The 23898-nt window shown below is 73.0% G+C and carries 20 protein-coding genes and 1 riboswitch; of the genes, 10 read left to right on the top strand and 10 right to left on the bottom strand.

The window, feature by feature from the left end; all coding sequences use genetic code 11:
• Positions 1-3: 3 nt before the first annotated feature.
• Both AC0QU1_RS01370 and AC0QU1_RS01365 read left to right on the top strand, forming a co-directional pair.
• Positions 4-1002, top strand: a complete 999-nt coding sequence (locus tag AC0QU1_RS01370; protein ID WP_483573871.1) for a helix-turn-helix domain-containing protein — start codon at positions 4-6, stop codon at positions 1000-1002.
• Between the two features lie 27 nt (positions 1003-1029).
• Positions 1030-1926, top strand: coding sequence for an LLM class flavin-dependent oxidoreductase (locus AC0QU1_RS01365; RefSeq protein ID WP_483573870.1), 897 nt, complete (start codon positions 1030-1032; stop codon positions 1924-1926).
• A 354-nt stretch (positions 1927-2280) separates the two neighbouring features.
• On the opposite strand, the gene AC0QU1_RS01360 is transcribed toward AC0QU1_RS01365, so the two are convergent.
• Positions 2281-3132 (bottom strand): mechanosensitive ion channel family protein, encoded by an 852-nt coding sequence (locus tag AC0QU1_RS01360; protein ID WP_483616361.1) that lies wholly within the window; start codon positions 3130-3132, stop codon positions 2281-2283.
• Positions 3133-3279: 147 nt separating this feature from the next.
• Between AC0QU1_RS01360 and AC0QU1_RS01355 the strand changes: the two genes are divergently transcribed.
• The gene (locus AC0QU1_RS01355; protein WP_483573868.1) at positions 3280-4818 is read left to right on the top strand and encodes an amidase; all 1539 of its coding nucleotides are present in this window, start codon (positions 3280-3282) and stop codon (positions 4816-4818) included.
• A gap of 103 nt (positions 4819-4921) precedes the next feature.
• Entirely contained in the window at positions 4922-5518 is a 597-nt protein-coding gene (locus AC0QU1_RS01350) for a hypothetical protein (protein WP_483573867.1), read from the top strand.
• A gap of 55 nt (positions 5519-5573) precedes the next feature.
• Here the strand turns inward: AC0QU1_RS01350 and AC0QU1_RS01345 are convergent, their stop codons facing one another.
• Positions 5574-7010, bottom strand: a complete 1437-nt coding sequence (locus AC0QU1_RS01345; protein ID WP_483573866.1) for an aminotransferase class V-fold PLP-dependent enzyme — start codon at positions 7008-7010, stop codon at positions 5574-5576.
• A 30-nt stretch (positions 7011-7040) separates the two neighbouring features.
• A riboswitch (SAM riboswitch) is annotated at positions 7041-7155 on the bottom strand.
• A gap of 256 nt (positions 7156-7411) precedes the next feature.
• Between AC0QU1_RS01345 and AC0QU1_RS01340 the strand changes: the two genes are divergently transcribed.
• Together AC0QU1_RS01340 and AC0QU1_RS01335 are read left to right on the top strand one after the other, a co-directional pair.
• Positions 7412-7915, top strand: coding sequence for a rhodanese-like domain-containing protein (locus AC0QU1_RS01340; protein ID WP_483573865.1), 504 nt, complete (start codon positions 7412-7414; stop codon positions 7913-7915).
• Positions 7912-9177 (top strand): O-succinylhomoserine sulfhydrylase, encoded by a 1266-nt coding sequence (locus AC0QU1_RS01335; RefSeq protein ID WP_483573864.1) that lies wholly within the window; start codon positions 7912-7914, stop codon positions 9175-9177. Before AC0QU1_RS01340 ends, AC0QU1_RS01335 begins: the two co-directional genes overlap by 4 nt.
• 170 nt (positions 9178-9347) lie before the next feature.
• Here AC0QU1_RS01335 and AC0QU1_RS01330 read toward each other — a convergent pair whose 3' ends face one another.
• A complete protein-coding gene (locus tag AC0QU1_RS01330) occupies positions 9348-11864 on the bottom strand; it encodes a glycoside hydrolase family 3 protein (protein ID WP_483573863.1) in 2517 nt (838 codons plus the stop codon).
• Between the two features lie 97 nt (positions 11865-11961).
• Between AC0QU1_RS01330 and AC0QU1_RS01325 the strand changes: the two genes are divergently transcribed.
• Positions 11962-13026, top strand: a complete 1065-nt coding sequence (locus AC0QU1_RS01325) for an MBL fold metallo-hydrolase (protein WP_483573862.1) — start codon at positions 11962-11964, stop codon at positions 13024-13026.
• 90 nt (positions 13027-13116) lie between these two features.
• Here AC0QU1_RS01325 and AC0QU1_RS01320 read toward each other — a convergent pair whose 3' ends face one another.
• The 3 genes from AC0QU1_RS01320 to purS are packed head-to-tail and all read right to left on the bottom strand — an operon-like array spanning position 13117 to position 15446.
• Positions 13117-14391, bottom strand: a complete 1275-nt coding sequence (locus tag AC0QU1_RS01320) for a GNAT family N-acetyltransferase (protein ID WP_483573861.1) — start codon at positions 14389-14391, stop codon at positions 13117-13119.
• A gap of 27 nt (positions 14392-14418) precedes the next feature.
• The gene (gene purQ / locus AC0QU1_RS01315) at positions 14419-15168 is read right to left on the bottom strand and encodes a phosphoribosylformylglycinamidine synthase subunit PurQ (protein ID WP_483573860.1); all 750 of its coding nucleotides are present in this window, start codon (positions 15166-15168) and stop codon (positions 14419-14421) included.
• Positions 15168-15446 (bottom strand): phosphoribosylformylglycinamidine synthase subunit PurS, encoded by a 279-nt coding sequence (gene purS, locus AC0QU1_RS01310; protein WP_483573859.1) that lies wholly within the window; start codon positions 15444-15446, stop codon positions 15168-15170. Before purS ends, purQ begins: the two co-directional genes overlap by 1 nt.
• Positions 15447-15654: 208 nt before the next feature.
• On the opposite strand from purS, the gene AC0QU1_RS01305 reads away from it, so the two are divergent.
• A complete protein-coding gene (locus AC0QU1_RS01305) occupies positions 15655-16347 on the top strand; it encodes a DUF8692 domain-containing protein (RefSeq protein ID WP_483573858.1) in 693 nt (230 codons plus the stop codon).
• A gap of 104 nt (positions 16348-16451) precedes the next feature.
• Here AC0QU1_RS01305 and AC0QU1_RS01300 read toward each other — a convergent pair whose 3' ends face one another.
• From AC0QU1_RS01300 to AC0QU1_RS01290, 3 genes are all read right to left on the bottom strand, one after another.
• Positions 16452-17210 carry an alpha/beta hydrolase family protein gene (locus AC0QU1_RS01300; protein WP_483573857.1) on the bottom strand — a complete coding sequence of 253 codons (759 nt, stop codon included), beginning with the start codon at positions 17208-17210 and terminating at the stop codon, positions 16452-16454.
• 168 nt (positions 17211-17378) lie between these two features.
• Positions 17379-18668: a phosphoribosylamine--glycine ligase gene (gene purD, locus AC0QU1_RS01295; RefSeq protein WP_483573856.1), complete on the bottom strand. Its 1290-nt coding sequence runs from the start codon at positions 18666-18668 to the stop codon at positions 17379-17381.
• A gap of 32 nt (positions 18669-18700) precedes the next feature.
• Positions 18701-19993, bottom strand: coding sequence for an adenylosuccinate synthase (locus tag AC0QU1_RS01290; RefSeq protein ID WP_483573855.1), 1293 nt, complete (start codon positions 19991-19993; stop codon positions 18701-18703).
• Positions 19994-20244: 251 nt separating this feature from the next.
• Between AC0QU1_RS01290 and AC0QU1_RS01285 the strand changes: the two genes are divergently transcribed.
• On the top strand, positions 20245-20649 hold the full coding sequence (locus AC0QU1_RS01285) for an STAS domain-containing protein (RefSeq protein ID WP_483573854.1): 405 nt from the start codon (positions 20245-20247) through the stop codon (positions 20647-20649).
• Between the two features lie 90 nt (positions 20650-20739).
• On the opposite strand, the gene AC0QU1_RS01280 is transcribed toward AC0QU1_RS01285, so the two are convergent.
• Complete coding sequence (locus AC0QU1_RS01280; RefSeq protein ID WP_483573853.1) at positions 20740-23001, bottom strand: SpoIIE family protein phosphatase; 2262 nt, start codon at positions 22999-23001, stop codon at positions 20740-20742.
• Positions 23002-23337: 336 nt separating this feature from the next.
• Between AC0QU1_RS01280 and AC0QU1_RS01275 the strand changes: the two genes are divergently transcribed.
• Positions 23338-23817 carry an STAS domain-containing protein gene (locus AC0QU1_RS01275; RefSeq protein ID WP_483573852.1) on the top strand — a complete coding sequence of 160 codons (480 nt, stop codon included), beginning with the start codon at positions 23338-23340 and terminating at the stop codon, positions 23815-23817.
• The last annotated feature ends 81 nt before the right edge of the window (positions 23818-23898 follow it).

The raw sequence follows: 23898 nt of genomic DNA, 5'->3' as shown, positions 1-23898 counted from the left end.
GCCATGCTCGGCGATGTGCTCGGCCTGACGAGGTCCCAGTCGCTCGCGTACCGGGAGCTCGTGGGGTCACCCTCGCTCGACGCGGCGGAGCTGGGGCACCGGCTCGGGTGCGACCAGGGCGAGGCGCTGGACGTGCTGCGCGCGCTGGAGGGCCACGGCCTCGCGACGCGGCAGAGCGCCGACGACTCCCGCTTCCAGGCCGCGCCGCCCGAGATCGCGCTGGGCGCCGTGCTCGCCCGCCGGAACGACGAGATCCGCGCGGCGCAGATCGAGCTGATCGAGCTGGAGGAGGAGTTCCGGCGGTCGTCGGCGCTGCGGCCGGCGACCGACGTCGTCGACGTGGTGCGCGGCGCCGACGCCGTCAAGCAGCGCATCATCCAGCTCCAGCTCGGCGCGCGCGAGACCGTCGAGTCGTTCACCAAGCCGCCGGTCTTCGTGATGCCCGCTGACGAGAACACCGCGGAGGACCAGGCGGTGGCGCGCGGCGTCCGGTACCGGGTGGTGATCGACCGGGTCTTCCTCGACACCGGCGTGCTGCGGGTCGACGACGTCGTCGAGGCCATCGAGAACGGCGAGGACGTGCGGTTCTCGGAGCGGGTGCCGATCAAGCTGTTCATCATCGACCGCCGGCTCGCGTTCGTGCCGATCCAGACCGTCGTCGACTCCGGTGCCGAGGGCTCCGGCGTGGCGCCCGACCTGGTGGGCGCGCTGGTCATCCACCCGTCGGGGCTGCTGGACGCCCTGATCGCGCTGTTCGAGAGCGTGTGGCGGGACGCGACCCCGTTCGCGCGGCCGGGCGAGCAGCCGGACGGCGACCTCGACCCGCAGGACGCCAGGATCCTCGGGCTCATGCTCGCCGGCCTCACGGACCAGTCCCTGGCCAACCAGCTCGGCCTCTCCCTGCGGACCGTGCAGCGGCGGGTCAAGGTGCTGATGGACATCGCGGGGGTCTCCACCCGCATCCAGCTCGGCTGGCACGCCGCGCGTAAGGGCTGGCTCTGACGCGGCGCTCCGTGACAGCGTGTGGCCATGACGACACTGGCGTACATCATCCGCCCATCGACCCCGCCGTCCCGTGTCATCCCGCTCGCCCGCGCGGCCGAGGCCGCCGGCATCGAGGAGATCTGGCTCTGGGAGGACTGCTTCCAGACGGGCGGGATCTCGGCCGCGAGCGCGATCCTCGCCGCCACCGAACGCGTCCGCGTGGGGATCGGCGTGATGCCGACGCCGCTGCGCAACGTGGCCCTCACCGCGATGGAGGTCGCGACGGTCGACGGGATGTTCCCTGGCCGGCTCATCCCCGGGATCGGGCACGGCGTGCAGTCGTGGATGGCGCAGGTGGGGGCCAAGGCGGCCTCGCCCCTCACGCTGATGCGGGAGTACTCGACGGCGCTGCGCGCGCTGCTCGCCGGTGAGCGCGTCACGACGTCGGGCCGGTACGTGTCGCTCGACGACGTGGCCCTGGACTGGCCGCCCGCCCGGCCCGTGCGGGTACCGGTCGCCGCGACGGGGCCCAGGTCGCTGACCCTCGCTGGCGAGGTGGGCGACGGCGTGGTGCTGGAGGGGTCCGTGGGCCTGCCCGGACTGCCCGACGCGCTGGAGCGGATCGCCGAGGGCAGGGCGGCCGCGGGTGCCGACGCCGCCGACGCCTTCCCGGTGATCCAGTTCGTGTCGGGCGGCACCGGGCCCGATGCCGCCGCCCGGCTGCGAACAGAGCTCACCGCCTGGGGCCAGGACGTGGCCGACGACGAGCGGCTCGCGACCTACGCGATATGGGGCGAGGCCCAGGCGGTGGCCGACGGCGTGCGCCGGTTCGGCGCGGCCGGCGCGGACACCGTGGCGATCCAGCCGACGGAGGACGACCCGGACCTCGAACGTCTCGCCGCGGTGGTGGGCGAGGCGAAGGAGCTGCTGGACGAGGCCTGACGGGCGGCGAGGCCCTCATCCGCACGCCGAACCGCAAGTTCCACGTCGCCCCCGGTCTCGAACAGCAAGTTCCACGTCGCCCATCGGCGTCGATCCGCAAGCTGAACGTCGCCACGGGCGCCGAACCGCAGGTTCCATGCCCCACCGGCGTCGAACCGCAAGCTCCACGTCGCCACCCGCGCCGAACCGCAAGCTGAACGTCCCCACCGGCGCCGAACCGAAAGAAGATGGTCCATCGGCGGCCAGATCGACGTGTGACTTGCGGTTCGGCGCCGGTGACGACGTGGAACTTGCGGTTCGGCGCCCGTGGCGACCTCTAGCTTGCGGTTCGGCGTCTGTAGGGCGGGACGGCGATCAGATGTCGCGCGGCGGCGGGGCGAACGAACCGGTCGTACGGGGCGCAGCACCGGGGTCACCAGGCGCCGCACCCAGGTCGGTGCGGGGCGCCGCTCCGGCGTCGGTGTAGGGCGCCGCGCCGGGCACCTCGGGCTCCGGAACGGGCGCGGCAGCGGCGCCGCCGCCCGAGAGATTGTCCAGGAAACCCTCGACGCGCAACCGCATGGGGCCGATCAGTGCACCGCCCACGCCGACGATCAGAATTCCGGCGACGGTGGCCAGGAATGCCACGAGCACCGGCATTGTCACGGTGGTTCCGATGCCGATCTGGTTCACGGCGGCAATGACACCCAGCGCGATGATGAAGAACGAGACGATCTTCGCCACGAGCGAGCCGTAGGAAACGCCGCCCATGGTGTTGAGAATCAGGTCCTTCACCGCATTCGCTATGGCGCCGGCGATCACCACGATGACTATCGCGACGACCAGGCTCGGGAGCCAGGCCACGATGTCGTTGACGATGGCGCTCACGGGGTTGGTGGGCCCGAACGCGCTCAGCGCGAGCTGGAGCGTGATGAGCAGGATGAAGTAGTAGATGATCTTGGTGAGCAGCGTGATCGGCTCGATCCCGGACCCGGCGAGGAGCCGGTTGGCCCCCGCCCGCTCGAGCACCCGGTTGAAGCCGACCCGCGTCAGGATCATTCCCACGAACCGCGCGATCGCCTTGGCGATGAAGTACCCGATCAGGAAGATGACCAGGAACACGAGGAGCTGCGGGATGAAGGTCGCGACCGAGCTCAGCGCGCTCGTGAGCGGCTCGAGCCAGTCGACCTGGTTCGGAACGACGAGACCTGCATTGGTGAATGACATGGTTCTCTCCCCCTACGAGACCTTTCTCGACGCCTCGGACACGCCACGTTGACGCACCGTGAAAAGCGCTGGCATCTCACGAACATAGGCCGGAGAAGCGCATTCTGCGCGCGCTGGGTCTTTCACGGGAGCGTCTAGCCTGGGCGGATGGATGCCCTGCACGAGCTGACCGCCATCGAGCTCCGCGACCTTCTCGCCGCCGGAGAGCTCACCCCCGCCGAGGTCACGGAGTACTTTCTCGCCCGCGTGGAACGGCTGAACCCGGCGGTGGGCGCCTTCGCCACCGTCACACCGGAGCTCGCCCGCAAGCGGGCCGCGGCGCTCCAGCAGGCGCGCGGTGACGTCCCGGACGACGGCACGCCGCCGCCGTCGGCCAGCCTGTGGGGCGTGCCCACCGGGGACAAGGACCTGTGGAACCGCGCGGGGGTGCCGACGGGGTTCGGCTCGCGGGCCTTCGCGGGGATGCCGCCGGCCGAGGAGAGCGACGAGATCGTCCGGGTGCTCGATGCCGCCGGCATCGTCAGCCTCGGCAAGACCACGGCGCCAGAGCTCGGCTTCCCCGCCTACACCGAGCCCGTGGGCGCCCCGCCCGCGCGGACGCCGTGGGACCTGACGCGCGGCGCGGGCGGGTCCAGCGGCGGGGCGGCCGCCGCAGTCGCGGCAGGCATGCTGCCGTTCGCCCCCGGGTCCGACGGCGGCGGCTCGATCCGCATCCCCGCCGCCGCCTGCGGCGTCGTGGGACTCAAGCCGACGCGCGGGCTGCTGCCCGCAGGCAGCGGCGTCGACTCGCTGGGCGGGCTGGTGGTGAACGGGCCGATCGCGCGCACGGTCGCCGATGCGGCCCTCCTGCTCGAGGCGATGCTGCCGAGGCGCGCCGGGGGCGGCGTCGCGCACCCGTACACGCTCCGCGCGCCGTCGTACGCGGCGGGGGCGTACCTCGCGGCGGCGCAGCGCGCCGCTCTGCCCGCCCCGGAGTCGGGGACGGCGGACGGCGTCCCCGACTTCGGGGCGAGGACGGCGGACGGCGTCGCGCGGATCGGCGTGACCACCTCGTCGGCGTGGGACGGGTTCTACGACATCACCGTCTCGCCGGAGGCGCGGGCCGGGCTCGACGCCGGTGCGCGGGCGCTGGCCGGGCTCGGCCACGAGATCGACGAGATGTCGCTGGCCAAGGCGCCCGAGTACGCACCGGCGTTCCGGGCCCTGTGGATGGGCGGCGCGTCGGCCGTGCCGATCGACGACCCCGAGACGCTCGCCAAGCTGGAGCCCCTGACCCAGTGGCTGATCCGGTCGGGCCGCGAGGTGCCGGCGCGCCGGCTGGCCGAGGCCGTGCGCACGCTCACCGACTTCGAGCGGTCCTTGGTCGCGCAGGTCAGCGCGTACGACGCCGTCATGACGCCAGCCCTCGCGCTCACGCCGCGGCCCATCGGGTGGTACGACGCGGAGGACCCGGAGCGGAACTTCGAGCAGCAGTGTCAGTACACGCCGTTCACGTCGATGCTCAACGTCGCAGGGCTGCCCGCGATCACCGTGCCCATCCACTGGACCGCGCCTACCCCCGAGGCGCCCGCCGGGCTGCCGATGGGGGTACAGCTCATCGGCCGGCCGGGCGGTGAGCTGACGCTGCTGGCGCTGGCCGCGCAGCTCGAGGCGGCGCTGCCTCGCCCGCGGGCGTTCCCCCTCTGAAAACCCACCTTCGGTTCTGCCCGAAAGGGGTTCCGCTCGTTCCAGCGCCGGTGGTTGCATACCCCTTGGGGGTATACCGACGCGGTACGAGAGGACTGGAACGATGACCGAGACATTCGAGACGGCCGCCCCCGCACGGCCGAGCCGCTGGACCGGGACCTGGCCCACGAACGCCGCGTGGATAGTGCTCGGGGCGGTCACGGGCTTCGGCCTGCTGGTCAGCGGGACGGCGCTTGCCGGCGGCGCCTGGCAGGACGCCGCCGCCGAGGACCCGACCACCGCCGTCGGCGTCGCAGCGCTGTGCTACCTGGCCGCGGCGGTGACCGGGGTTCGCTGGGCGGGCTGGCTGGCCGTGGTCCCGGCGTCGGCGATCCCCGTCGTGTCCGAGCTGACCGGCTCGCCGCGCTGGATCACGTTCGCGCTGGTGGGCGTGGTTCTGGCCGGGATAGGCCTGGCGCTGCGGCGTCGCGCCACGTGGCCGCAGACCGCCGCCATGGTCGGCTACTTCGGGGTGGCGGCCGTCGCGCTGTACCTGGAGCCGCGTCTGGGGCTCGCCCTCGCGGGACTCACCCTGGCCGCGCACGCCGGCTGGGACCTGGTGCACTACCGGCGCGACATCGTGGTCAACCGCTCGCTGGCGCTGTGGTGCATCGGGCTCGACGTGACCATGGGCGGCCTCTGCGTGGCGCTCGCTCTGTGACGGCACACCGGTCAGGCGTACGGGTCGCTCAGGTGACCGGTACGCCCGGCCAGTGCTACGACTCGTCGGGAAGGCAGCCGAAGTCCTCGTCGAAGCCGAGGGCGGCCGTCGCCAGGAGGCCCGCGAGGCCGGAACCCTCCGGGACGGGGCGCGGGTCGTCGGTCACCACCCAGAGCCCGTCGACGACGTCGTACCCGGCGCTCGGACCCTCCGCCACGAGGCGGCCGACCGCCGCGATCAGGCGCTCGACCTCCTCGCCCGCGGTGCCGACGCCGACCGACGCGCGCACCGCCCCCGCATCGAACCCGAGGCGGCCGAGCAGCGGGTGCGCGCAGAACCGGCCGTCCCGCACGCCGATGCCGTGCTCGGCGGACAGGTAGGCGGCGACGAGGCCGGGGTCGTAGCCCGCCACGGTGAAGGTGACGACGCCGACGGGGTCGACGGCGTCGGCCCAGACCCGCACGACCTCGACGCGGTCGATCGCCTCCAGCCCCGCGACGAGCCGGCGGCGCAGCGCGCTCTCGTGGGCCACGACGTCGGCCGGGTCGAGCGCGGCCAGCTCCTCGCACGCCGCCGCGAGCGCCACGGCGCCGATCACGTTGGGCGAGCCGGCCTCGTGACGGGCAGGGCCCTCGTGCCAGTCGGTGCCGGCGACCCGCACGCGCCGGACGGCGCCGCCGCCCGCGAGGTACGGCGTGCCCGCGTCGAGCCAGTCGCGGCGGCCCACCAGGACGCCCGCGCCGAACGGGGCGTAGGTCTTGTGCCCGGAGAAGGCGAGGTAGTCGACGCCGGTGGACTCCAGGGAGATGCGGCGGTGCGGCACGAGCTGGGCGCCGTCGAGCGCCACGCGCGCCCCCAGCTCGTGGGCGACGGCGACGATGTCCTCGACGGGCAGCGACTCGCCCGTCACGTTGGAGGCGCCGGTGAGGGCGAGGAGGGCGAACGGCCGGCCGGCAGCGGCGGCGTCGACCAGCTCCTCGCGGATCTGGGCGAGGGTCTCGGCCACGGTGCGGCCGCCGGTCAGCACGGTCGCTTCGGTGTCCCGCTGCCAGGGCAGCAGGTTGGCGTGGTGCTCGACGTCGAGCACCAGCACGCGGCCGGGTGCCCCGTCGGCCTGCGCCGGGATGCAGCCGGCGAGGAGGTTGAGGGAGTCGGTGGTGTTGCGCGTGATGATCGTCAGGTCGTCCTCGCGCGCACCGACGAACGTGCCGATGGTGCGGCGAGCCGTCTCGTAGAGCGCCGTGCTCACCTGGGAGAGGTATCCCGCGCCGCGGTGCACGCTCGCGTACAGGGGGAGCACCTCGGCCACGCGGTCGGCCACCGCCTGCAGCGCGGGGGCGGACGCCGCGACGTCCAGGTTCGCGTACGAGACCTGCGTGCCGTCGACGAGCGGGACGGCCGTCGCACCACCGACGACGGGGCGCAGCGGGGCGACGTCGGTGACCGGTGCGTCCGGGAGAGCCGAGTCACGGGTGAGAGTGGGTGCAGACATGGCGTCCTCCAGCACAGTCCTGGGGGAGGTCCCCCGCGCTTGCCGCACGCGGTCTGCGTGCGGCCAGGTCGTCACCCGGGGCACCCCACCGCGGAGGGAGGGTTGCCGGCCAGCGAGCCGGGGCTTGGCGCTGGCGCTCATGACCTGGAGTCATCCTGTGGTGCTGGCCAACGCGCGTCAACGGGCGTCTCAGATGCTGGTCCCACGATCCGGTCATGCCTCGACCGAGCCCGTTCGTATGTCGAGACGCTGTTCCACCCACCGGACACGTGTCGTAGGCTGGCAGGCGACCATCCCGAGCGGCCGAGTGACGTGGCACGACGACGCCGCAGCAACCCAGCGCCCCGCCCCGCGGCGAGGGCGGACGAGGGTGCTACCGCCACGACCGATGGAGGACCACCATGAGCGATCCCGCGCACCCCGACGCCCACCCCGCCGACGGTTACGCCGGCGACATCACGCCCCAGCAGGCATGGGACCTGCTCGCCGCCGACCCGGAGGCCACCCTGGTGGACGTCCGCACAGAGGGCGAGTGGCGCACGATCGGCGTCCCCGACACGGCGTCGCTCGACAAGCGGCCCGTGTTCAGCGAGTGGGTGCACGCGGGCGGCCGCCCCAACACCGAGTTCCTCGCGGAGCTCAAGGCGGCCGGCGTCACGGGCGGCCCCGTCGTGTTCCTCTGCCGGTCCGGCCAGCGCTCGATCGGCGCGGCCCGGCTCGCCACGGCGTCGGGCATCACGCCGTCGTACAACGTGCTGGAGGGTTTCGAGGGTGCTCCGGGGGCCGACGGCGTCCGCGACCAGCAGGGCTGGAAGGTCGCGGGCCTGCCGTGGTCGCCGGACGGGGCGGCAGCGGTGGCGGAGACGCCCGCGTCGGAGACGCCCGCATCGGAGACCGGCCGGTGACCGTCACCGGGGCCTTCCCGCCCGACGCCAACCCGGGCGGGTCCGGCCGCAAGCCGCTCCCGGACGGCGTCCGGCCGGCGACGCTCGCCGTGCGCGGCGGGCACCAGCGCACCGAGTTCCAGGAGACGAGCGAGGCGCTGTTCCTCACCCAGGGCTACGTCTACGACTCGGCGGCCGACGCCGAGGCCGCGTTCAAGGGCGACCTCGACCGGTTCGTCTACTCGCGCTACGGCAACCCGACGGTGCACACCTTCGAGGAGCGGCTGCGCCTGCTGGAGGGCGCGGAGGCCTGCTACGCGACTGCTACCGGGATGTCGGCGGTGTTCACCGCGCTGGCCGCGCTGGTGAAGTCGGGGTCGCGGATCGTGGCGGCTCGGGCCCTGTTCGGGTCGACCGTCGTGATCTTCGAGGAGATCCTCGCCAAGTGGGGCGTGCGCACCGACTACGTGGACGGGCACGTGCTGTCCCAGTGGGAGGAGGCCCTGGCGACGCCGGCGGACGTCGTGTTCTTCGAGACGCCGTCCAACCCGATGCAGGACATCGTGGACGTGCGCGCCGTCGTCGGCCTGGCGCATGCCGCAGGGGCGACCGTGGTGCTCGACAACGTGTTCGCGACCCCGCTGCTGCAGCGGCCGCTGGAGCTGGGCGCGGACGTCGTCGTCTACTCGGCGACCAAGCACATCGACGGGCAGGGGCGGGTGCTGGGCGGCGCGATCCTCGGCTCGACCGAGTACGTGACCGGGCCCGTGCAGACGCTCATCCGCAACACCGGGCCGTCGCTGTCGCCGTTCAACGCGTGGACCCTGCTCAAGGGGCTGGAGACGCTGCCTGTGCGCGTGGCGGCGCAGGGCGCCGGCGCGCTCACCGTGGCGCACGCCCTGGAGGAGCTGCCCGGCGTGGGCGCCGTGCGGTACCCGTTCCTCGACTCCCACCCGCAGGCCGACCTGGCGCGGGCGCAGATGAGCGGCGGCGGGACCGTGGTGACCTTCGACCTGGCGGTTCCCGAGGACACCGACGCCGAGACCGCGAAGAAGCGCACGTTCGCGTTCCTCGACGCGCTCCGGGTGATCGATATCTCGAACAACCTCGGAGACGCGAAGTCCCTGATCACGCACCCCGCGACGACGACGCACCGCAAGCTCGGCGCCGCGGGCCGGGCCGCCGTCGGCATCGCGGAGACGACGGTCCGGCTCTCGGTCGGTCTGGAGGACGCGCGGGACCTCGTCGAGGACGTGGAACAGGCCCTCGCGTCCACGAAGTAGGCCCTCCACGAAGTAGGCCTGGGATCAACTTCCCTCGCGGGGGTGTGTTGCTCTGCGTAGACGATGTCGACGCCAAGCAACACACCCCCGCGAGGACGTTTCTCCCGACGGGTTCGACGGAGGTCGAGGACCAGCCGGTTGCCCTCAGCACGGGCTCTCGACAAGCTCCGTCAGGACCCGTCAGCCGAGTCCGCCGAGTCCGCCGAGTCCGCCGAGTCCGCCGAGTCCGCCGAGCTCAGGATCCGTTGCGCCAGGCCTCCGCGCCCCTCCAGCAGCGCGACGTCCGCTTTCGCGATCGCTTGCGACGACGACGCCGGGACCCCGCGCGCCGGGTCGAGCACCGCGTCCTGCAGCTCGAACCGCTGCCGGTCGAAGGCCGAGTGCCGGCCGCCTGTCGACAGGCCCCAGCCGAACGGGAACAGCGGGTCGTAGTCCGCGTCGCCGACGTTCACGACCGGGTCGTCCGCGGACCGCGGCCAGGAGACCGGCAGCCTGCCCGTGAACCGCCGCTCGCCGAACAGCACGTCGGCGACGCCGGCGCCCTCCGTGCCCGGCAGCCACGACGCGACCAGCGCGTCGATCGACCCGAGCTGCTCGGTGAGCACCTGCGGCCGCCCCGACACCACGAGGACCACGCAGGTCTCGATCTCGGCGCAGACCTTCTCCACGACCTCGACGTCGCCGGGCTGCAGCGACATCGACTTCTCCTCGCGGAACACCCCGCCGTCGGCCGGGTCCCAGGCCCATTCGGGCCCGCCGACGTCGCCGAACCCCTCCGCGTACGGGGTCTCGCCCACCACGACGACGCCGACGTCGGCCCCGTCGGTCGGCGCGGAGGCGTCCTCGCTGAACGTGACGTCGTCCGCCGCGGCCCGAATGCCTTCCAGGATCGTGGTGCCCTCGGTGACGTCGCCGGAGAAGCCCTGCCACGTGCCGGTCCAGCCACCGGCCTGGTTGCCCAGGTCGTCGGCGTTGCGGCCGGCCACGTACACGCTCTCGTCGGCGTCCAGGGGCAGCGCGCGGTGCGCGTTCTTGAGCAGCACCTGCGACTCCGCCACGGCCTTGCGGGCGATCGACCGGTGCTCGGCCGAGCCGATCTCGTCGGCGTTCGACCGGTCCGCGAACGGCTCCTCGAACAGCCCGAGCTCGAACTTCGCGGTGAGGATCCGGGACACGGCGTCGTCGATGCGCTCCTCGGTGACCGCGCCCGCCTGCGCCGCGGCGACCAGCCGTGTGTGGAACCGCTCGAACTGCGACGGCTCCATGAACATGTCGACGCCCGCGTTGACGCTGGTGACGATCTGCTCGGTGGTCGGGGAGTCGGCGGCCAGCGGCGGGATCTGGTGGATGCCCTGCCAGTCGCTGATCACGAAGCCGTCGAACCCGTGGTCCTCCTTGAGCCACCCGCTGAGCAGCTCCTCGTTCGCGTGCATCTTCACGGGGTTGCCGAGGCCGTCGTCGGTCCAGTCGATGCTGGAGAAGCTCGGCATGACCGAGCCGACGCCGACCGCGAGCGCCGCCTCGTACGGCGGCAGGTCCACCGCCTCGACGTGCTCCCGGCTCTGCTGCGTGATGCCCTGGTCCACCGTGTAGTCGCCCTCGCCGGTGCCGTAGGCGGTGTCGCCGTCGGCCACGAAGTGCTTGGCCGTGGCGAGGACCGACTTGCTGCTGTCCAGGCGATGTCCCTGGAACCCGACGACGGCGGCCGCGCCGAGCACGCTCGCGAGCGCCGGGTGCTCGCCGAAGGACTCGTAGGTGCGGCCCCAGCGGTCGTCGCGCACCACGCACAGGCAGGGGGCGAACGTCCACGGGATGCCGGTGGCGCGCGTCTCCGCCGCGACCATGCGCTCGGCCCGCGCCACGAGCAGCGGGTCGCGCGTGGCGCCGAGCCCGATGTTGTGCGGCAGGATCGTGGCCCCGTCCAGGTTGCCGTGCCCGTGCACCGAGTCCACGCCGTAGATCAGCGGGATCTGCAGCCGGGTCGCGAGGGCCTGCGTCTGGAAGCCGTCGATAGCGTCTGCCCAGCCCTCCGGCGTGTTCTCGGCGGGCGTGGAGCCGCCGCCGCTGAGCACGGAGCCGAGGCCCAGCTCGGTGATGACCGCCGGGTCGCCCGCGACGCTCCCGCGCTCCGCCTGGGTCATCTGCCCGACCTTCTCCTCGAGGGTCATGCGGTTCAGCAGGTCCGCCACGCGCTTGCGCGTGGACAGGCGCGGGTTGAGATAAGGCAGGTCGTGCGCCCGCACGACGACGGCGGACTCGCCGGAGACCTCGGCGTCCCGTGACTCCAGGATCACCGGGACCGTCTCCGCCGTCTCGCCTGCCCTCGACTCCAGGGTGGTGACCGCTATGGAGCGCACGGTGCCGGACGGCGTGCCCGCCGGGAACTCGACGGTGCCGGACCGGGCCGCGTAGTCCGCGTCGGCCGTGGCCGTGCCGGAGCCCGTGCCCCAGTCGACGCTGACCGGCTCGGCGAGCGGGGCGCCGTCGGACGCCTCGAGCGTGAGGGTGACGGTCGCGGTGCCGCCGTCGTCCACGAAGACGACGGGGTCCGCGCTGACGACGATCTCGGCCGAGGCGGCCGCGGGGGCGGAGACGAGCAGGGGAGTCGTGGCGAGCGCCGCGACGGCGAGGAGGGCGGGGACTCTGCGGGCACGGGGGTGCTGAGCCGGGCCGGAGCTGGCGGACATCCTGGGGATTCCTCTCGTCATTGGGAGGTGATTTACCGATCACACACCGGAGTCCGCCTGCGCACAAGCCCTGTTGACCGCTGGATAGGGTGAGTCGGTGGACCTCATTGCCCCCTTTGCGAGGATGCTGCGCGCCGACAACCCCGGCCCGATGACGCTCGACGGCACCCGGTCGTACGTGCTGCGCGCGCCCGGCTCACCGGGCTGCGTGGTGGTGGATCCCGGCCCCGAGCTGGAGCCGCACCTGACCGCGCTGGCCGGTGCCGGCCCGGTGGACCTGGTGCTCGTGACCCACCGGCACGCCGACCACACCGGCGGTCTGGCGCGGTTCCGGGAGCTGACCGGGGCGCCGTCGCGCGGTGTGCTGCCGGAGTTCTGCGCTGCGGGTGATGGCGGCGGCGGCGCTCAGGCAAGCGGCGTCGGCGGTGAGGCCGGTGGTGGCGGGGCTGACGGCGGGGCGGGTGGTGGCGGGGCTGACGGCGGGGCGGGTGGTGGCGCGGCCAGTCGCGGCGGTAGCGCCGCCGGTAGCGGCCCGTTGGCCGACGGCGAGGTCCTCGCCGTCGCCGGCCTGCGCATCGAGGTGCTGGCCACGCCGGGGCACACCGCCGACTCGGTGTGCTTCGTGGTGTCGGCGGACGTCTCCGGAGGCGGGCCGTCCGGAGGCGAGCCGTTGGGAGAGGCGACCGGGACGACGTCGGACACGGTGGTGCTCACCGGGGACACGGTGCTGGGCAGCGGGACCACTGTGTTGGCCGAACCGGACGGCTCGCTCCGCGACTACCTGGCGTCGCTGGACCGCATCGAGTCACGTCTGGCCGCGCTGGCTACGGCGTCGACGGCGGCCGACGGCACCACGGGGGACGGCGGCACCGGCGTCGAAGGTCCGACGTCGCACCCCGTGCTCGGCCTGCCCGGACACGGGCCGGTGATCCCCGACCTGGGCGCGGCCGTGCGCGCCTACCGCGAGCACCGCCTGGACCGGCTGGACCAGGTGCGCTCGGCGCTGGCACGCCTCGGGGAGCTGCCCGCCGCCGCGGTGCCGCTCCCGGACGCTCTGCTGAACGCGGTGACCGGCGCGGTCTACACCGACGTCGACCCCTCGGTGCTCGTCGCGGCCCGCTCGTCGGTGCGCGCCCAGCTCGAGTACCTGCGCGGACGCTGAGCCCGCCGGGGCCTATCAACCCGCCAGCGCCGGCCTCGCGGCCTGGGCCGAGCCAACCGTTCAGAGGGCCTTGCCCTCCGAGCCGACCGTTCAGAGGGCCTTGCCCAGCACCAGGAGCATGTCGTCCTGCGGGTCGTCGTGCGGCGGGAACGGCAGCACCGGACGGTAGCCCAGCTTCACGTAGAGCCGCAGCGCCTCGGGCTGCCGCACGCCGGTCGCGAGATACAGGGCGCGTCCGCCGCGGCGGCGGGCGGCGTCCTCGACCTGCCGGACCAGCGCCGTCGCGACGCCCGCCCGCCGGACGGACGGGTCGACGAACACGCTCCGGACCTCGTAGCCGCCGGGGTCGTCGGCGCTGAGGTCCGCACCGACCGGGGCGAGCGCGGCGAAGCCGCCCAGCGGGTCCGCGGTGAGGTGCGCCGGGCCCACTCGCGCCGCAGCGAGCGTCGCGCAGCCCACCGGCCGGCTGTCGAGCGTCGCCAGGAAGGTCACCCGCGCGATACGCCCGTGCTCGGCGTCGACGACGTCGTGCCCGCCGCGCGCCTCGACGTCCTGCGCCAGGCCGGGGTAGAGCTCGCCCAGGAACGCACTCATCCGGCGCCGCAGCGCCGCCGCGTCGGCGTCGTCCCACGGCACCTCACGGATCTCCGGAGCCGACGACGGGGCGGGCCGGTGTGCACCAGCGGCAGCGGCCTCGCCGGTCGTGCCGCCGCCTGTCGCGGCGCCGTCGGCCACTCCGCCGTCGGTCCCGACACCATCAGTCGCAACGCCATCAGTCGAGGCACCGCCGACCACAACGCCGTCGTCCACACCACCCCGACCGCCCGGCGCCGGAACCAACCACTTGCCGAAGCACCGCGACCCCGGCTCGTCCGAGAACACACCGAACGGCTCGACCGGGTCGTACCCCATGCGCAGGTACAGCCCGAGCGACTCGGGCTGCATGACCCCGCTCTCCAGGATCAGGTGCCGCACGCCGGCGGCGCGCGCGACGTCCTCTGCCGCGCTCATCAGCGTGCGGGACAGCCCACGGCCGCGGAAGGCCGGCGCCACGTACACCCGCTTGACCTCGGCGGTGCCCCCGGGGTGCAGGCCGCCCTGGTGGTCGTCGCGTCCCGACAGGTCGCGCATCGCCGCGTGCCCGGCGGCCTCGCCGTCGACCCGGAGCAGGAGCGTCGCGAACACGTTCGAGGGGTCCACACGGTCGCGCGGGTCCGACTCCGGGACGCCGGTCGCCCCGTGCTCACCCGGCTCCGCGTACCGCAGGTCGATCTCGCGCTGCTGCTCCTCGCGCAGGCGGACGGCGTCGGCGTGGTCCCAGGCCACCGTCTCGATGCTGGTCCCCGCCAGGACCTCAGCGGACATGCGCGCCTGCCTCGGCCGAACCGCCGGTCACGCGTGGACCAGCGACGACAGCACCGACGTGAAGAACGTCAGCCCGTCGGTCCCGGCGCGCGGGCCCTCGGCCGACGCCGGCCCGAAGCCCGGCTCGACCGCGTGCTCCGGGTGCGGCATGAGCCCCACCACGTTACCGCGGTCGTTGGTGATGCCCGCGATGTCGCGGCGCGACCCGTTCGGGTTCCAGCCGTCGTAGCGGAAGACGACGCGGCCCTCGCCCTCGAGCTCGTCGAGCGTGCGCTCGTCGGCGACGAACTGGCCGTCCTGGTTCTTGAGCGGGACCGTGATCCGCTGCCCGCGCCGGAACTCGTTGGTCCAGGCGGTGCGCGCGTTCTCGACGATCAGCGACTGCTCGCGGCACACGAAGTGCAGGTGGTCGTTCTTGACCATCGAGCCGGGCAGCAGGTGCGCCTCGGTGAGCACCTGGAAGCCGTTGCAGATGCCGAGCACCGGCATGCCGCCCTTGGCGGCGTCCACGACCGCTCCCATCGCGGGCGCGAACCGGCTGATCGCCCCGGCACGCAGGTAGTCGCCGTAGGAGAACCCACCGGGCAGCACCACGGCGTCGACGTCCTGGAGCGACTCGTCCGCGTGCCACAGCGACACGGCCTCTGCGCCGGCCAGGCGCACGGCCCGCGCCGCGTCCCGGTCGTCGAGCGTGCCGGGGAACGTGATGACGCCGATCCGGGCGCCGTCGATCGCTCGCGCCGCCACGGTGCCGGACGTCGGCTCGGTCGCCGACATCACGCGCTCACCGGGGCGTCGGCCGCCTCGGCGGAGGCGTCGGTCACCGAGACGACGTCCTCGATCACCGGGTTGGACAGCAGGGTGGTCGCGGCCTCCCGAGCGGCGGCGAGGATCTCGGGCGTCACCTCGCCGTCCACCTCGAGCTCGAACCGCTTGCCCTGCCGCACGCCGGAGAACTGGGTGAAACCGAGGCGCGGCAGCGCCCCGACCACGGCCTTGCCCTGGGGGTCCAGGATCTCGGGCTTGGGCATGACCTCGACGACGACGCGTCCCACGAAGGCTCCTTGCTGAGGGGGATGGCGAGCGAATCTCCGGGGAAAGTCTACTGGCGCCCCGGGGTGCCCCGCCGTCCAGAGGGAGTGACCCGCGCCGCGCTCCCCCGGCGTCGTGGATGAGAGGACTCTCATCACCTTCTCCTCCCGGCCTCATCCGGCGACGGCAGCGTAGGCGCATCCGCCTCACCGCACGTCGAAGGAGACCTCAGTGCACACGCGAGCCGCCGCAGCCCTCGGACTGGACCACCGCCCCGTCGCGGGCCTCTTCGGCATGCTGGTCATGGTGGCCCTCGGCCTGAACCTGATCTTCCTCACGCACTCGTTCCTCGGGATCCCCGAGTGGACCGGCTTCCGGTTCGCGATGGAGCGCAGCGTTCCAGAGGTGGTCGGGTACGTGTTCGCGGCGTGGGCGACGGCGCTGGCGCTCTACCTCGCCGTCGTGCACCGGCAGGCGGTGCTCGCGAGCTGGGCGGCGGTCTTCGCCGTGCTCCTCGCCGACGACTACTTCATGCTGCACGAGCGCATGGCCAAGGTGGTCTCCGCGAACATCACCGTCCCCTACCCCTACGGGCAGCCGGTCGGCGAGATCGTGTGGCTCGCGTTCGCCGGACTGGTGCTGCTGGCGGCCATCGCCGTCGCGTACCGGTTCGCCGCGCCCGAGTGGCGGGCCACGTCCCGCGTGCTCACGGTGCTGCTCGCGCTCCTCGTGCTGTGCGGCGTCGGGATCGACGCCGTGCACGGTTTCACGACGAACCGCGGCGTCTGGCACGTGGTCCTCAGCGCCCTGGAGGACGGCGGGGAGGTGCTGATGCTCGCCGTCGTCGTCACGTTCCTCTACGGGCTGGCGTTCTGCGGGCACCGGTCGACGCCGGAGACGCTGCGGCGGCAGGTGCGCGGCTGACGGGCCGGTGCCGGGCACGCGGCCGGCAGGCCGTCATCGGTGCGGCCGACGGGCCGTCGTCGGTCGCGCTGGCGACCGGCCCGCCTCGGTCGCGGACGACGGCCTCAGGCCGTCAGGTACTGGTCCGCCCACGCGCTGATGATGCGGGCCGCGCGCTTGGCCTGGCCTGGCGCGGTGAGCAGGTGGTCGGCGCCCTCCAGCGACACGAACGAGCGCGGGTGCCTGGCCTCGCGGAAGATCTCCCCGGCGTTCGAGATGTCCACGGTCTGGTCCGTCGGCGAGTGCATCACCAGCAGCGGCGACCCGAGCTCCCGGATCTTCGACCGGAGCTCGGCCCGCCGGACGTCCTCCACGAAGTGCCGCTTCAGCGTCAGCGCGCGGCCGCCCACCATCCACTGGGCGTGCCCCTCGTCGAACACCCTGCCGAGGACGGCGTCGTAGTTGTGCTCAGCGTGCCGCGGCTGGACGGGCGCGCCGATCGTCGCGATGGCCTGCACCCCCGGGATGTCCGCGCCGGCGGCGATGACGGCGGCGCCGCCGAACGAGTGGCCCACCAGGAGGTGCACCGGCCGGCCGGCGTCGGCCATGAACTGGGCGGCCCGCACGGTGTCGGCGACCTTGTGCGTGAACGAGCCGTCGCCCCAGTCCCCTTCGGAGTCGCCGAGGCCCAGGTTGTCGAAGCGGAGCATCCCGATGCCCTCGCTCGCGAGCTGCTTGCAGATGCGCGCGGCGGCCGGCGAGTCCTTGCCCAGCGTGAACCCGTGGGAGAACACGCCCCAGCCGCGCACCTCGCCCTCGGGCAGGTCGACGAGGCCCGCCAGCCGCGGACCCGACGTGCTCTCGAACCAGACGCGCTCAGCCACTACCCGCTCCCTGTCGACAGGCGGCGATCCTAGCGTCCCTGATCATGGGCCCGGCCGGCTACCGCCGCCGAACCGCAAGGCACAGGTCGATCACCGCCGTTCTGGACCAGCAACCTTCAGTTCGACGACCCGACAGACCCACAACCTTCGGTTCGGGCCCGACCCGTGCTACGGGACCGTGACCTCGCCGCGTTCCGCCCGCAGCGCGATGTCGGTGCGGTGGTGCGAACCCTTGAGCTCGATCCTCGCCACGCCCTCGTAGGCCCGACGCCGGGCGTCCGCCAGGTCGGTGCCCAGCGCCACCACCGACAGCACCCGGCCGCCCGCGCTGACCAGCTCCCCGGCGGCGGACCGGCCGGTGCCCGCGTGCAGCACGTGCACCCCGGGCAGCGCCTCGGCGTCCTCGATGCCCGTGACCGGGTCGCCCGAGCGGGCCGACGCCGGGTACCCCTCCGACGCGACCACTACCGTCACGGACGCCTCCGGGCGCCAGCGCAGCGGCTCCAGGCCGGCGAGCTCGCCGCGGGCCGCCGCGAGCATGACCTCCGAGAGGGGCGTCACGAGCCGGGCCAGCACGGACTGGGTCTCCGGGTCGCCGAACCGCGCGTTGAACTCCACCACGCGGGTGCCACGGCTGGTGAGCGCGAGCCCCACGTACAGCACGCCGGAGAACGGCGTGCCGCGGCGGGCCATCTCGTCGACGGTCGGCTGGGCGATGCGGGACATCACCTCGTCCACCAGCCCCGACGGCGCCCAGTCCAACGGGGTGTACGCGCCCATGCCGCCGGTGTTGGGGCCCGCGTCGTCGTCGCCGACGCGCTTGAAGTCCTGCGCGGGGACCAGGGGCACCACCGTGGCGCCGTCGCACACGCAGAACAGGGAGACCTCCGGGCCGTCGAGGTACTCCTCGACCACCACGCGGCCGTCCACGTGCGCGAGGCAGGCCTCGCCGTGCGCGAGCGCCTCGGCCCGGTCGGAGGTCACGACGACGCCCTTGCCCGCCGCGAGGCCGTCGTCCTTGACCACGTACGGGGCGCCGAACGCGTCCAGCGCGGCGGCCAGCTCCGTCGCGTCGGTGCACACGTGCGCCATCGCCGTCGGCACGGCCGCCGCGGCCATGACCTCCTTGGCGAACGACTTGGAACCCTCCAGCCGGGCCGCCTCGGCGGACGGGCCGAACACCGGGATGCCCGCCGCCCGGACGGCGTCGGCCACACCAGCCACCAGCGGTGCCTCCGGGCCGACGACGACCAGCTCCGCGCCGAGCGACCCGGCGAGCGCGGCCACGGCGGCGCCGTCGAGCGGGTCGACCTCGTGCAGCGTGGCCACGGCGGCGATGCCCGGGTTGCCGGGCGCCGCGTGCAGCTCGTGGACCGCGGCCCCTGACGTGGTCTCCCGGTGCAGGGAGTGGACGATGGCGTGCTCGCGGGCACCGGTCCCGATGACGAGGATCTTCACTGTGGCGGAGGGCTCTCTTGGTGGGTACGGACTCAGCGGCTGTGGATGAGGTCGTGGACGGGGATGATCTCGTCGCGCTTCGGGCCGACGCCGATCGCCGAGATCCGGGTGCCCGACATCTCCTCGAGCGCCTTCACGTAGGCCTGGGCGTTCTTGGGCAGGTCCTCGAAGGACCGGGCCTGGGAGATGTCCTCCCACCAGCCGTCGAACTCCTCGTAGACCGGCGTGGCGTGGTGGAACGCCGTCTGGTCGGTCGGCATCTCGTCGTAGCGCACGCCGTCGACGTCGTACGCCACGCAGACCGGCACCTTCTCCATGCCGGTGAGCACGTCGAGCTTGGTGAGCACGAGGTCGGTGAGCCCGTTGATGCGGGTCGCGTAGCGGGCGATCACCGAGTCGTACCAGCCGGTGCGGCGCGCACGGCCCGTGGTGACGCCGTACTCGCCGCCGGTCTTGCGCAGGAACTCGCCCTTGTCGTCGAACAGCTCGGTGGGGAACGGCCCCTCGCCGACACGCGTCGTGTACGCCTTGATCACGCCGATCACCGAGTCGATCCGGGTGGGCCCGACGCCGGACCCGGTCACCGCGCCGCCCGCCGTCGCGCTGGACGACGTGACGAACGGGTAGGTGCCGTGGTCGATGTCGAGCATCGTCGCCTGGCCGGCCTCGAACAGCACGTTCTTGTTCGCATCGAGCGCCTTGTTCAGCTCGACGGCGGTGTCCGTGACCATGGGCCGCAGCCGGTCGGCGTACTGGAGCAGCTCGTCGAGCGTCTCGTCCACCGTGATGGCGCGCCGGTTGTAGACCTTCACCAGCAGGTGGTTCTTCTGGTCGAGCGCGCCCTCGATCTTGGCGCGCAGGATCTTCTCGTCGAACAGGTCCCACATGCGGATGCCGACGCGGTTGATCTTGTCGGCGTACGACGGGCCGATACCCCGGCCCGTGGTGCCGATGCGGCGCTTGCCCAGGAACCGCTCGGTCACCTTGTCGATGGTGCGGTGGTACGGCGCGATGATGTGGGCGCTGCCCGAGACCAGCAGGCGGGAGGTGTCCACGCCGCGCTCGATCAGGGCGTCCAGCTCCTCGAACAGGACCTCGATGTCGACCACCACGCCGTTGGCGATGACCGGCACCACGCCGGGCGACAGGATGCCCGACGGCAGCAGGTGCAGCGCGTACTTCTCGTCGTCGATGACGACCGTGTGCCCCGCGTTGTTCCCGCCGTTGAACTTCACCACGTAGTCGACGCGGGAGCCCAGCAGGTCCGTCGCCTTTCCCTTGCCCTCATCGCCCCACTGGGCCCCGACGAGCACGACGCCTGGCATGGATCTCCACCTTCTCGGATAGCTGTGATTGCTCCGCCGGATGCGCCTCCCACGAGCGCCGGCGAGCCGCGCCCGAGTCTACTTCGTGGTGGACGCCGGGGCGCGGACCTTGTCCACAGGCGTCGGCCCACCCCCGAAGAACGGTACGGAGCGGACAAAGGGGACGCACAGGATTGCCCCTGCAACTGGGCCTGACGGTGAATTTTGCCTTTCATCCGGTGCGATCGAGCAACAGTCGTTACGCTCGACACATGATCGAGATCGCGACGTCTCCCACGACGACGACGCTCGTGATCGCCGGCGACCTCGACCTTGCCGAACGAGACCAGTTCCCGGAGATCGCGGCGCGCGTCGTCGGCCTGCGCAGACAGCTCCTGGTCATCGACATGTGCCGGGTCACGTTCATGGACTCCACCGGGGCCGCGTTCCTCATCTCGCTGGCCGACGCCGGCCGCAAGCGCGGCGGCGCGACCGTCATCCGCGGCGCGGACGAGCGCGACCTCTTCGTGCTCGAGGTGTGCGGCGCCATGGAGCTCTTCCGGGTGGACGACGAGCACTCGTGCGAGCCCTCCGCGCCGGACTCGGGGTTCGCGGTGATGACGTCCCGCGATGACGAGGGATCCCCGATATCCCATCGCGACGTATCGACTGCGTAAACGTTATCCACCGCGGCCCTGTCCGGTGATCCGTGCGTCCGACACGTCGCCCAGGGTCCGGGCGGTGCGACCTGCTACTTGGGCGGCCGGCTACTTCGGCGGCGTCGGCTGACGGCGCAGCTTCGCCCAGACCAGCTTCCCGGACCCGGACGGGCGCCAGCCCCACTCGGCCAGCCGGTCCACGATCTGCATGCCGAACCCGCCCAACCGGTTCGGGTGTCCGTCGGTGGCCACCGGCGGCGCCGGGTTGTTGTCCTCGACCTCGATGCGCAGCCCGTCGCCCGTGTCGTACAGGCGCAGCGCGATGTGCCCCCAGCCGTGCAGCACGCCGTTCGCCACCAGCTCGGACACGACCAGCTCGGCCTGCGCGGACTCCTCGATGCCCCAGGCCTGACAGGTGCGCAGCACCGCGTGCCTGGCGCGGCCGATCGAGGACGGCTCGCTCGGCAGCATCCAGCGCCGCCAGCGCGGCGACAGCGCGGTCTCCGTGGCGTCGCCCGCCGGGTCGGGGATGCGGACCACGACGATCGCCACGTCGTCCTCCGGGGCGTCCGCCAGGCGGGACAGCAGCTCCTCGCCGACGCCGGCGGCGTCGCGCGCGGTGATCGCAGACGCGGTCTCCAGCAGGGCCTCCAGGCCCAGCCGCAGCGACCGGTCGCGGCGCTCGATGAGCCCGTCGGTGTAGAAGAGCAGCGAGTCGCCGGGCTGGAGCTTGACCTCGCCGGTGCTCCGTTCCCGCGAGCCGAAGCCGACGAGCGCACCACCGCCGTCGTCCAGCTTGATGACCTCGCCGCCGCGGAGCAGGAGCGGCGGGAGGTGGCCGGCACGCGAGTAGCCGACGCTCCAGGCCTCCGACTCCTGCTCGCGCTTGAGGGAGGCGTACACCATGCTCGCCGAGCGCGGGATGCCCATGCCCGCGACGAGCTGGTCCACGCGTTCGAGCACTCGGCTCGGCGTCGACAGCTCGAACGCGTACGAGCGCACCACCGAACGGAGCTGGCCCATGGTGGCGGCGGCCTCGACGTCGTGCCCCACGACGTCGCCGATCACGATGCCCACCAGCTCCGGCGAGATCTGCAGCACGTCGTACCAGTCGCCGCCCACCTGGGCGTGCTCGGCGTTCGGGGCGTAGTAGGTCCACACGTCGAGGCCCGCGACGTCGGCCTGCTCGGGGAGCATGGCGCGCTGCAGGGTCTCGGCGAGGCGGTGCTCGCGCGCGTACATGCGCGCGTTGTCGATGGCGCTGCCCGCGCGGCGCGCCACCACCTCGACCACGGTGCGCAGCGTGTCGGGCTCGTCGGCCTCGACGTAGTCGCCCGGCTCGTCCTCGTCCGGGACGATCACGACCAGGCCGAGCACGTCGCGCCGTCCGGCCACCGGGTGCACCACCACGGAGTCGGGCGCCTTGCCGAGCTCGTCCGCCAGGCGCAGCGTCAGGTCGCGCTGCAGCCAGCCCGACGCCGAGTGCGGCGCGTGCGGGATGTCGAGGTGCAGCGTGACCGGGCCGTCGAGCACGCCGTCGAGCACGTCCTGCACCGAGTCGACGACCTCGAGGATCGGCATGGGGCCCGTCGTCACGGAGTCGCCGAGGGCGTCCGTCTGCGGGCGGCGGCGCAGCGACTTGTCCGCGATGTTGTCGCCCTCGATGTACCGGGCGTGCCTGCGGCCGCGGCCGCTCGGCGGTGCGGCGACGTCGACGCCCGCCGCGTGCTTGAGGCCGTCGTCGTTCACGTAGAAGCCCGCCCAGCGGACCATCGACTGGAGCAGCTCCGCGATGTCGCGCAGGGCGTAGGGGTACTCGAGGTCCGTCAGGATCTCGGTGGTCTGCGCGATGAGGTCGAGGTCCTCGCGCTGCTGCCGCTCGACCTCGAGGCTCGCGAGCTGCGCGGCGTGCCGCTCCATGTGGTCGGAGACGTCGACGCTGAACCCGACCCAGTGGGTGATGCGGTCGTCGTGGCCGGCGCGGGCGGGCGTGAGCGTGAGCTGGGCCCAGCCGTGCGTGCCGCCGCGCAGGTGGGACCGCACGGTCGCGTGCACCTCCTGGCCGGCGTTCACCAGCTCCGTCATGCGCTCCAGGTCCTGCGGCTCGACGAGCATCTCGCCGAGCCTGCGCACCGTGTGCCCGGCGAAGTCACTGAACCGGACGCCCGCGTAGTGCTCGAACGCCTGGTTGGCCCACAGCATGGGCATGCCGTCCTCGGTGGGGCCGGTCAGGAAGACCGGGATACCCACGTTGACGGCCGCGCGCAGCACCACGTCGCCGATCGACGGCGGAAGGGTGCGCGGGATGCCCGTCGCCTGCACGCGCGAGCGGTGGTCCGCGCCCGCCCGGCGGGTGCCGCTCGGGGCCATGCCTGCCGGGATGCCCGGGGGAACGCTCGCGCCGGGCCGCGCGGGCCGGCCGTCGGCGAAGCCGTTTCCGTTCGACGTCGCGCCCGGAATTCCGTTCGTCGTACCGTTCTGGACCGAGCCGGCCCCGTACTGCGGACGGCCGGGACGCCACGGCGGAGGAGAGGACGGTGTAAGACCGGATGTATCGGTCAAAGTGCCCTCCCAACGGTGTCTATTGCGCGCGGTGCTGTTCCAGCAGGACATTCAACCGTAGATTGGGACGGTCCGAGATCTGAACCTCAAGCTCTATCATCGGACCGTTGCAGCGCCACGACCACTGCTCCCGGAAGGAGAACCGTGCAGGACGGAACGTACGACCCCCCGCGCGGTCCGCAGGGCGGGAGCCCCCAGGACCAAGACCGGCAGAACCCCGAGATCGGCGATCCCGCGAGCATCCACGTCATCGTGGGCCGCTCACGCGCCCGGATCGTGCTCTCCGGAGAGATCGACGCCGACATCGGCGGCGACCTGCACGAGGCGACGGCCGCGGCCGAGGAGTCCCGCCTCCCCGTCGAGATCGACGCGCACCACGTGACCTTCATGGACTCGTCCGGCGTCGCGTTCCTCGCGCGCCTCGCGAGCCGCAGCCCGCACCGGGTGCGCGTGCTGCGCGCGCCCCCGACCGTGCGCTTCCTGCTCGAGGTCACCCGGATCGGTGACCTCCTCGACATCGTGGACGAGGACCCGGGCTTCGAGCTGGACGACGACGGCCCGGCGGGCCCGCCAGCAGGCGGCGCGCCGACCCCAGCGGGTGTGGGCGGCCCGCCGGCTTCGTAGTGGCCACCCAGGCATCTGGGTGATCGGTAAAACGTCAGGTGATCGGCAGTCTGAACTGCCGATCACCTGACGTTTTACCGA

The organism is Promicromonospora noduliphila, assembly GCF_056951025.1.
The sequence above is the reverse complement of the archived record's forward strand: the minus strand, read 5'-3'. Positions and strand labels throughout refer to the sequence as shown.

What these genes read in the sequence shown, in the direction of transcription:
- AC0QU1_RS01280 (WP_483573853.1), bottom strand. Translation starts at nt 23,001, where the DNA reads ATGGCCCCGAGCGGCACCCGCCGGGCGGGCGCGGACCACCGCTCGCGC.
- AC0QU1_RS01355 (WP_483573868.1), top strand. Translation starts at nt 3,280, where the DNA reads ATGGATGCCCTGCACGAGCTGACCGCCATCGAGCTCCGCGACCTTCTC.
- AC0QU1_RS01345 (WP_483573866.1), bottom strand. Translation starts at nt 7,010, where the DNA reads ATGTCTGCACCCACTCTCACCCGTGACTCGGCTCTCCCGGACGCACCG.
- AC0QU1_RS01365 (WP_483573870.1), top strand. Translation starts at nt 1,030, where the DNA reads ATGACGACACTGGCGTACATCATCCGCCCATCGACCCCGCCGTCCCGT.
- AC0QU1_RS01320 (WP_483573861.1), bottom strand. Translation starts at nt 14,391, where the DNA reads ATGTCCGCTGAGGTCCTGGCGGGGACCAGCATCGAGACGGTGGCCTGG.
- AC0QU1_RS01340 (WP_483573865.1), top strand. Translation starts at nt 7,412, where the DNA reads ATGAGCGATCCCGCGCACCCCGACGCCCACCCCGCCGACGGTTACGCC.
- AC0QU1_RS01285 (WP_483573854.1), top strand. Translation starts at nt 20,245, where the DNA reads ATGATCGAGATCGCGACGTCTCCCACGACGACGACGCTCGTGATCGCC.
- AC0QU1_RS01370 (WP_483573871.1), top strand. Translation starts at nt 4, where the DNA reads ATGCTCGGCGATGTGCTCGGCCTGACGAGGTCCCAGTCGCTCGCGTAC.
- AC0QU1_RS01330 (WP_483573863.1), bottom strand. Translation starts at nt 11,864, where the DNA reads ATGTCCGCCAGCTCCGGCCCGGCTCAGCACCCCCGTGCCCGCAGAGTC.
- purQ (WP_483573860.1), bottom strand. Translation starts at nt 15,168, where the DNA reads ATGTCGGCGACCGAGCCGACGTCCGGCACCGTGGCGGCGCGAGCGATC.
- AC0QU1_RS01350 (WP_483573867.1), top strand. Translation starts at nt 4,922, where the DNA reads ATGACCGAGACATTCGAGACGGCCGCCCCCGCACGGCCGAGCCGCTGG.
- AC0QU1_RS01290 (WP_483573855.1), bottom strand. Translation starts at nt 19,993, where the DNA reads ATGCCAGGCGTCGTGCTCGTCGGGGCCCAGTGGGGCGATGAGGGCAAG.
- AC0QU1_RS01360 (WP_483616361.1), bottom strand. Translation starts at nt 3,132, where the DNA reads ATGTCATTCACCAATGCAGGTCTCGTCGTTCCGAACCAGGTCGACTGG.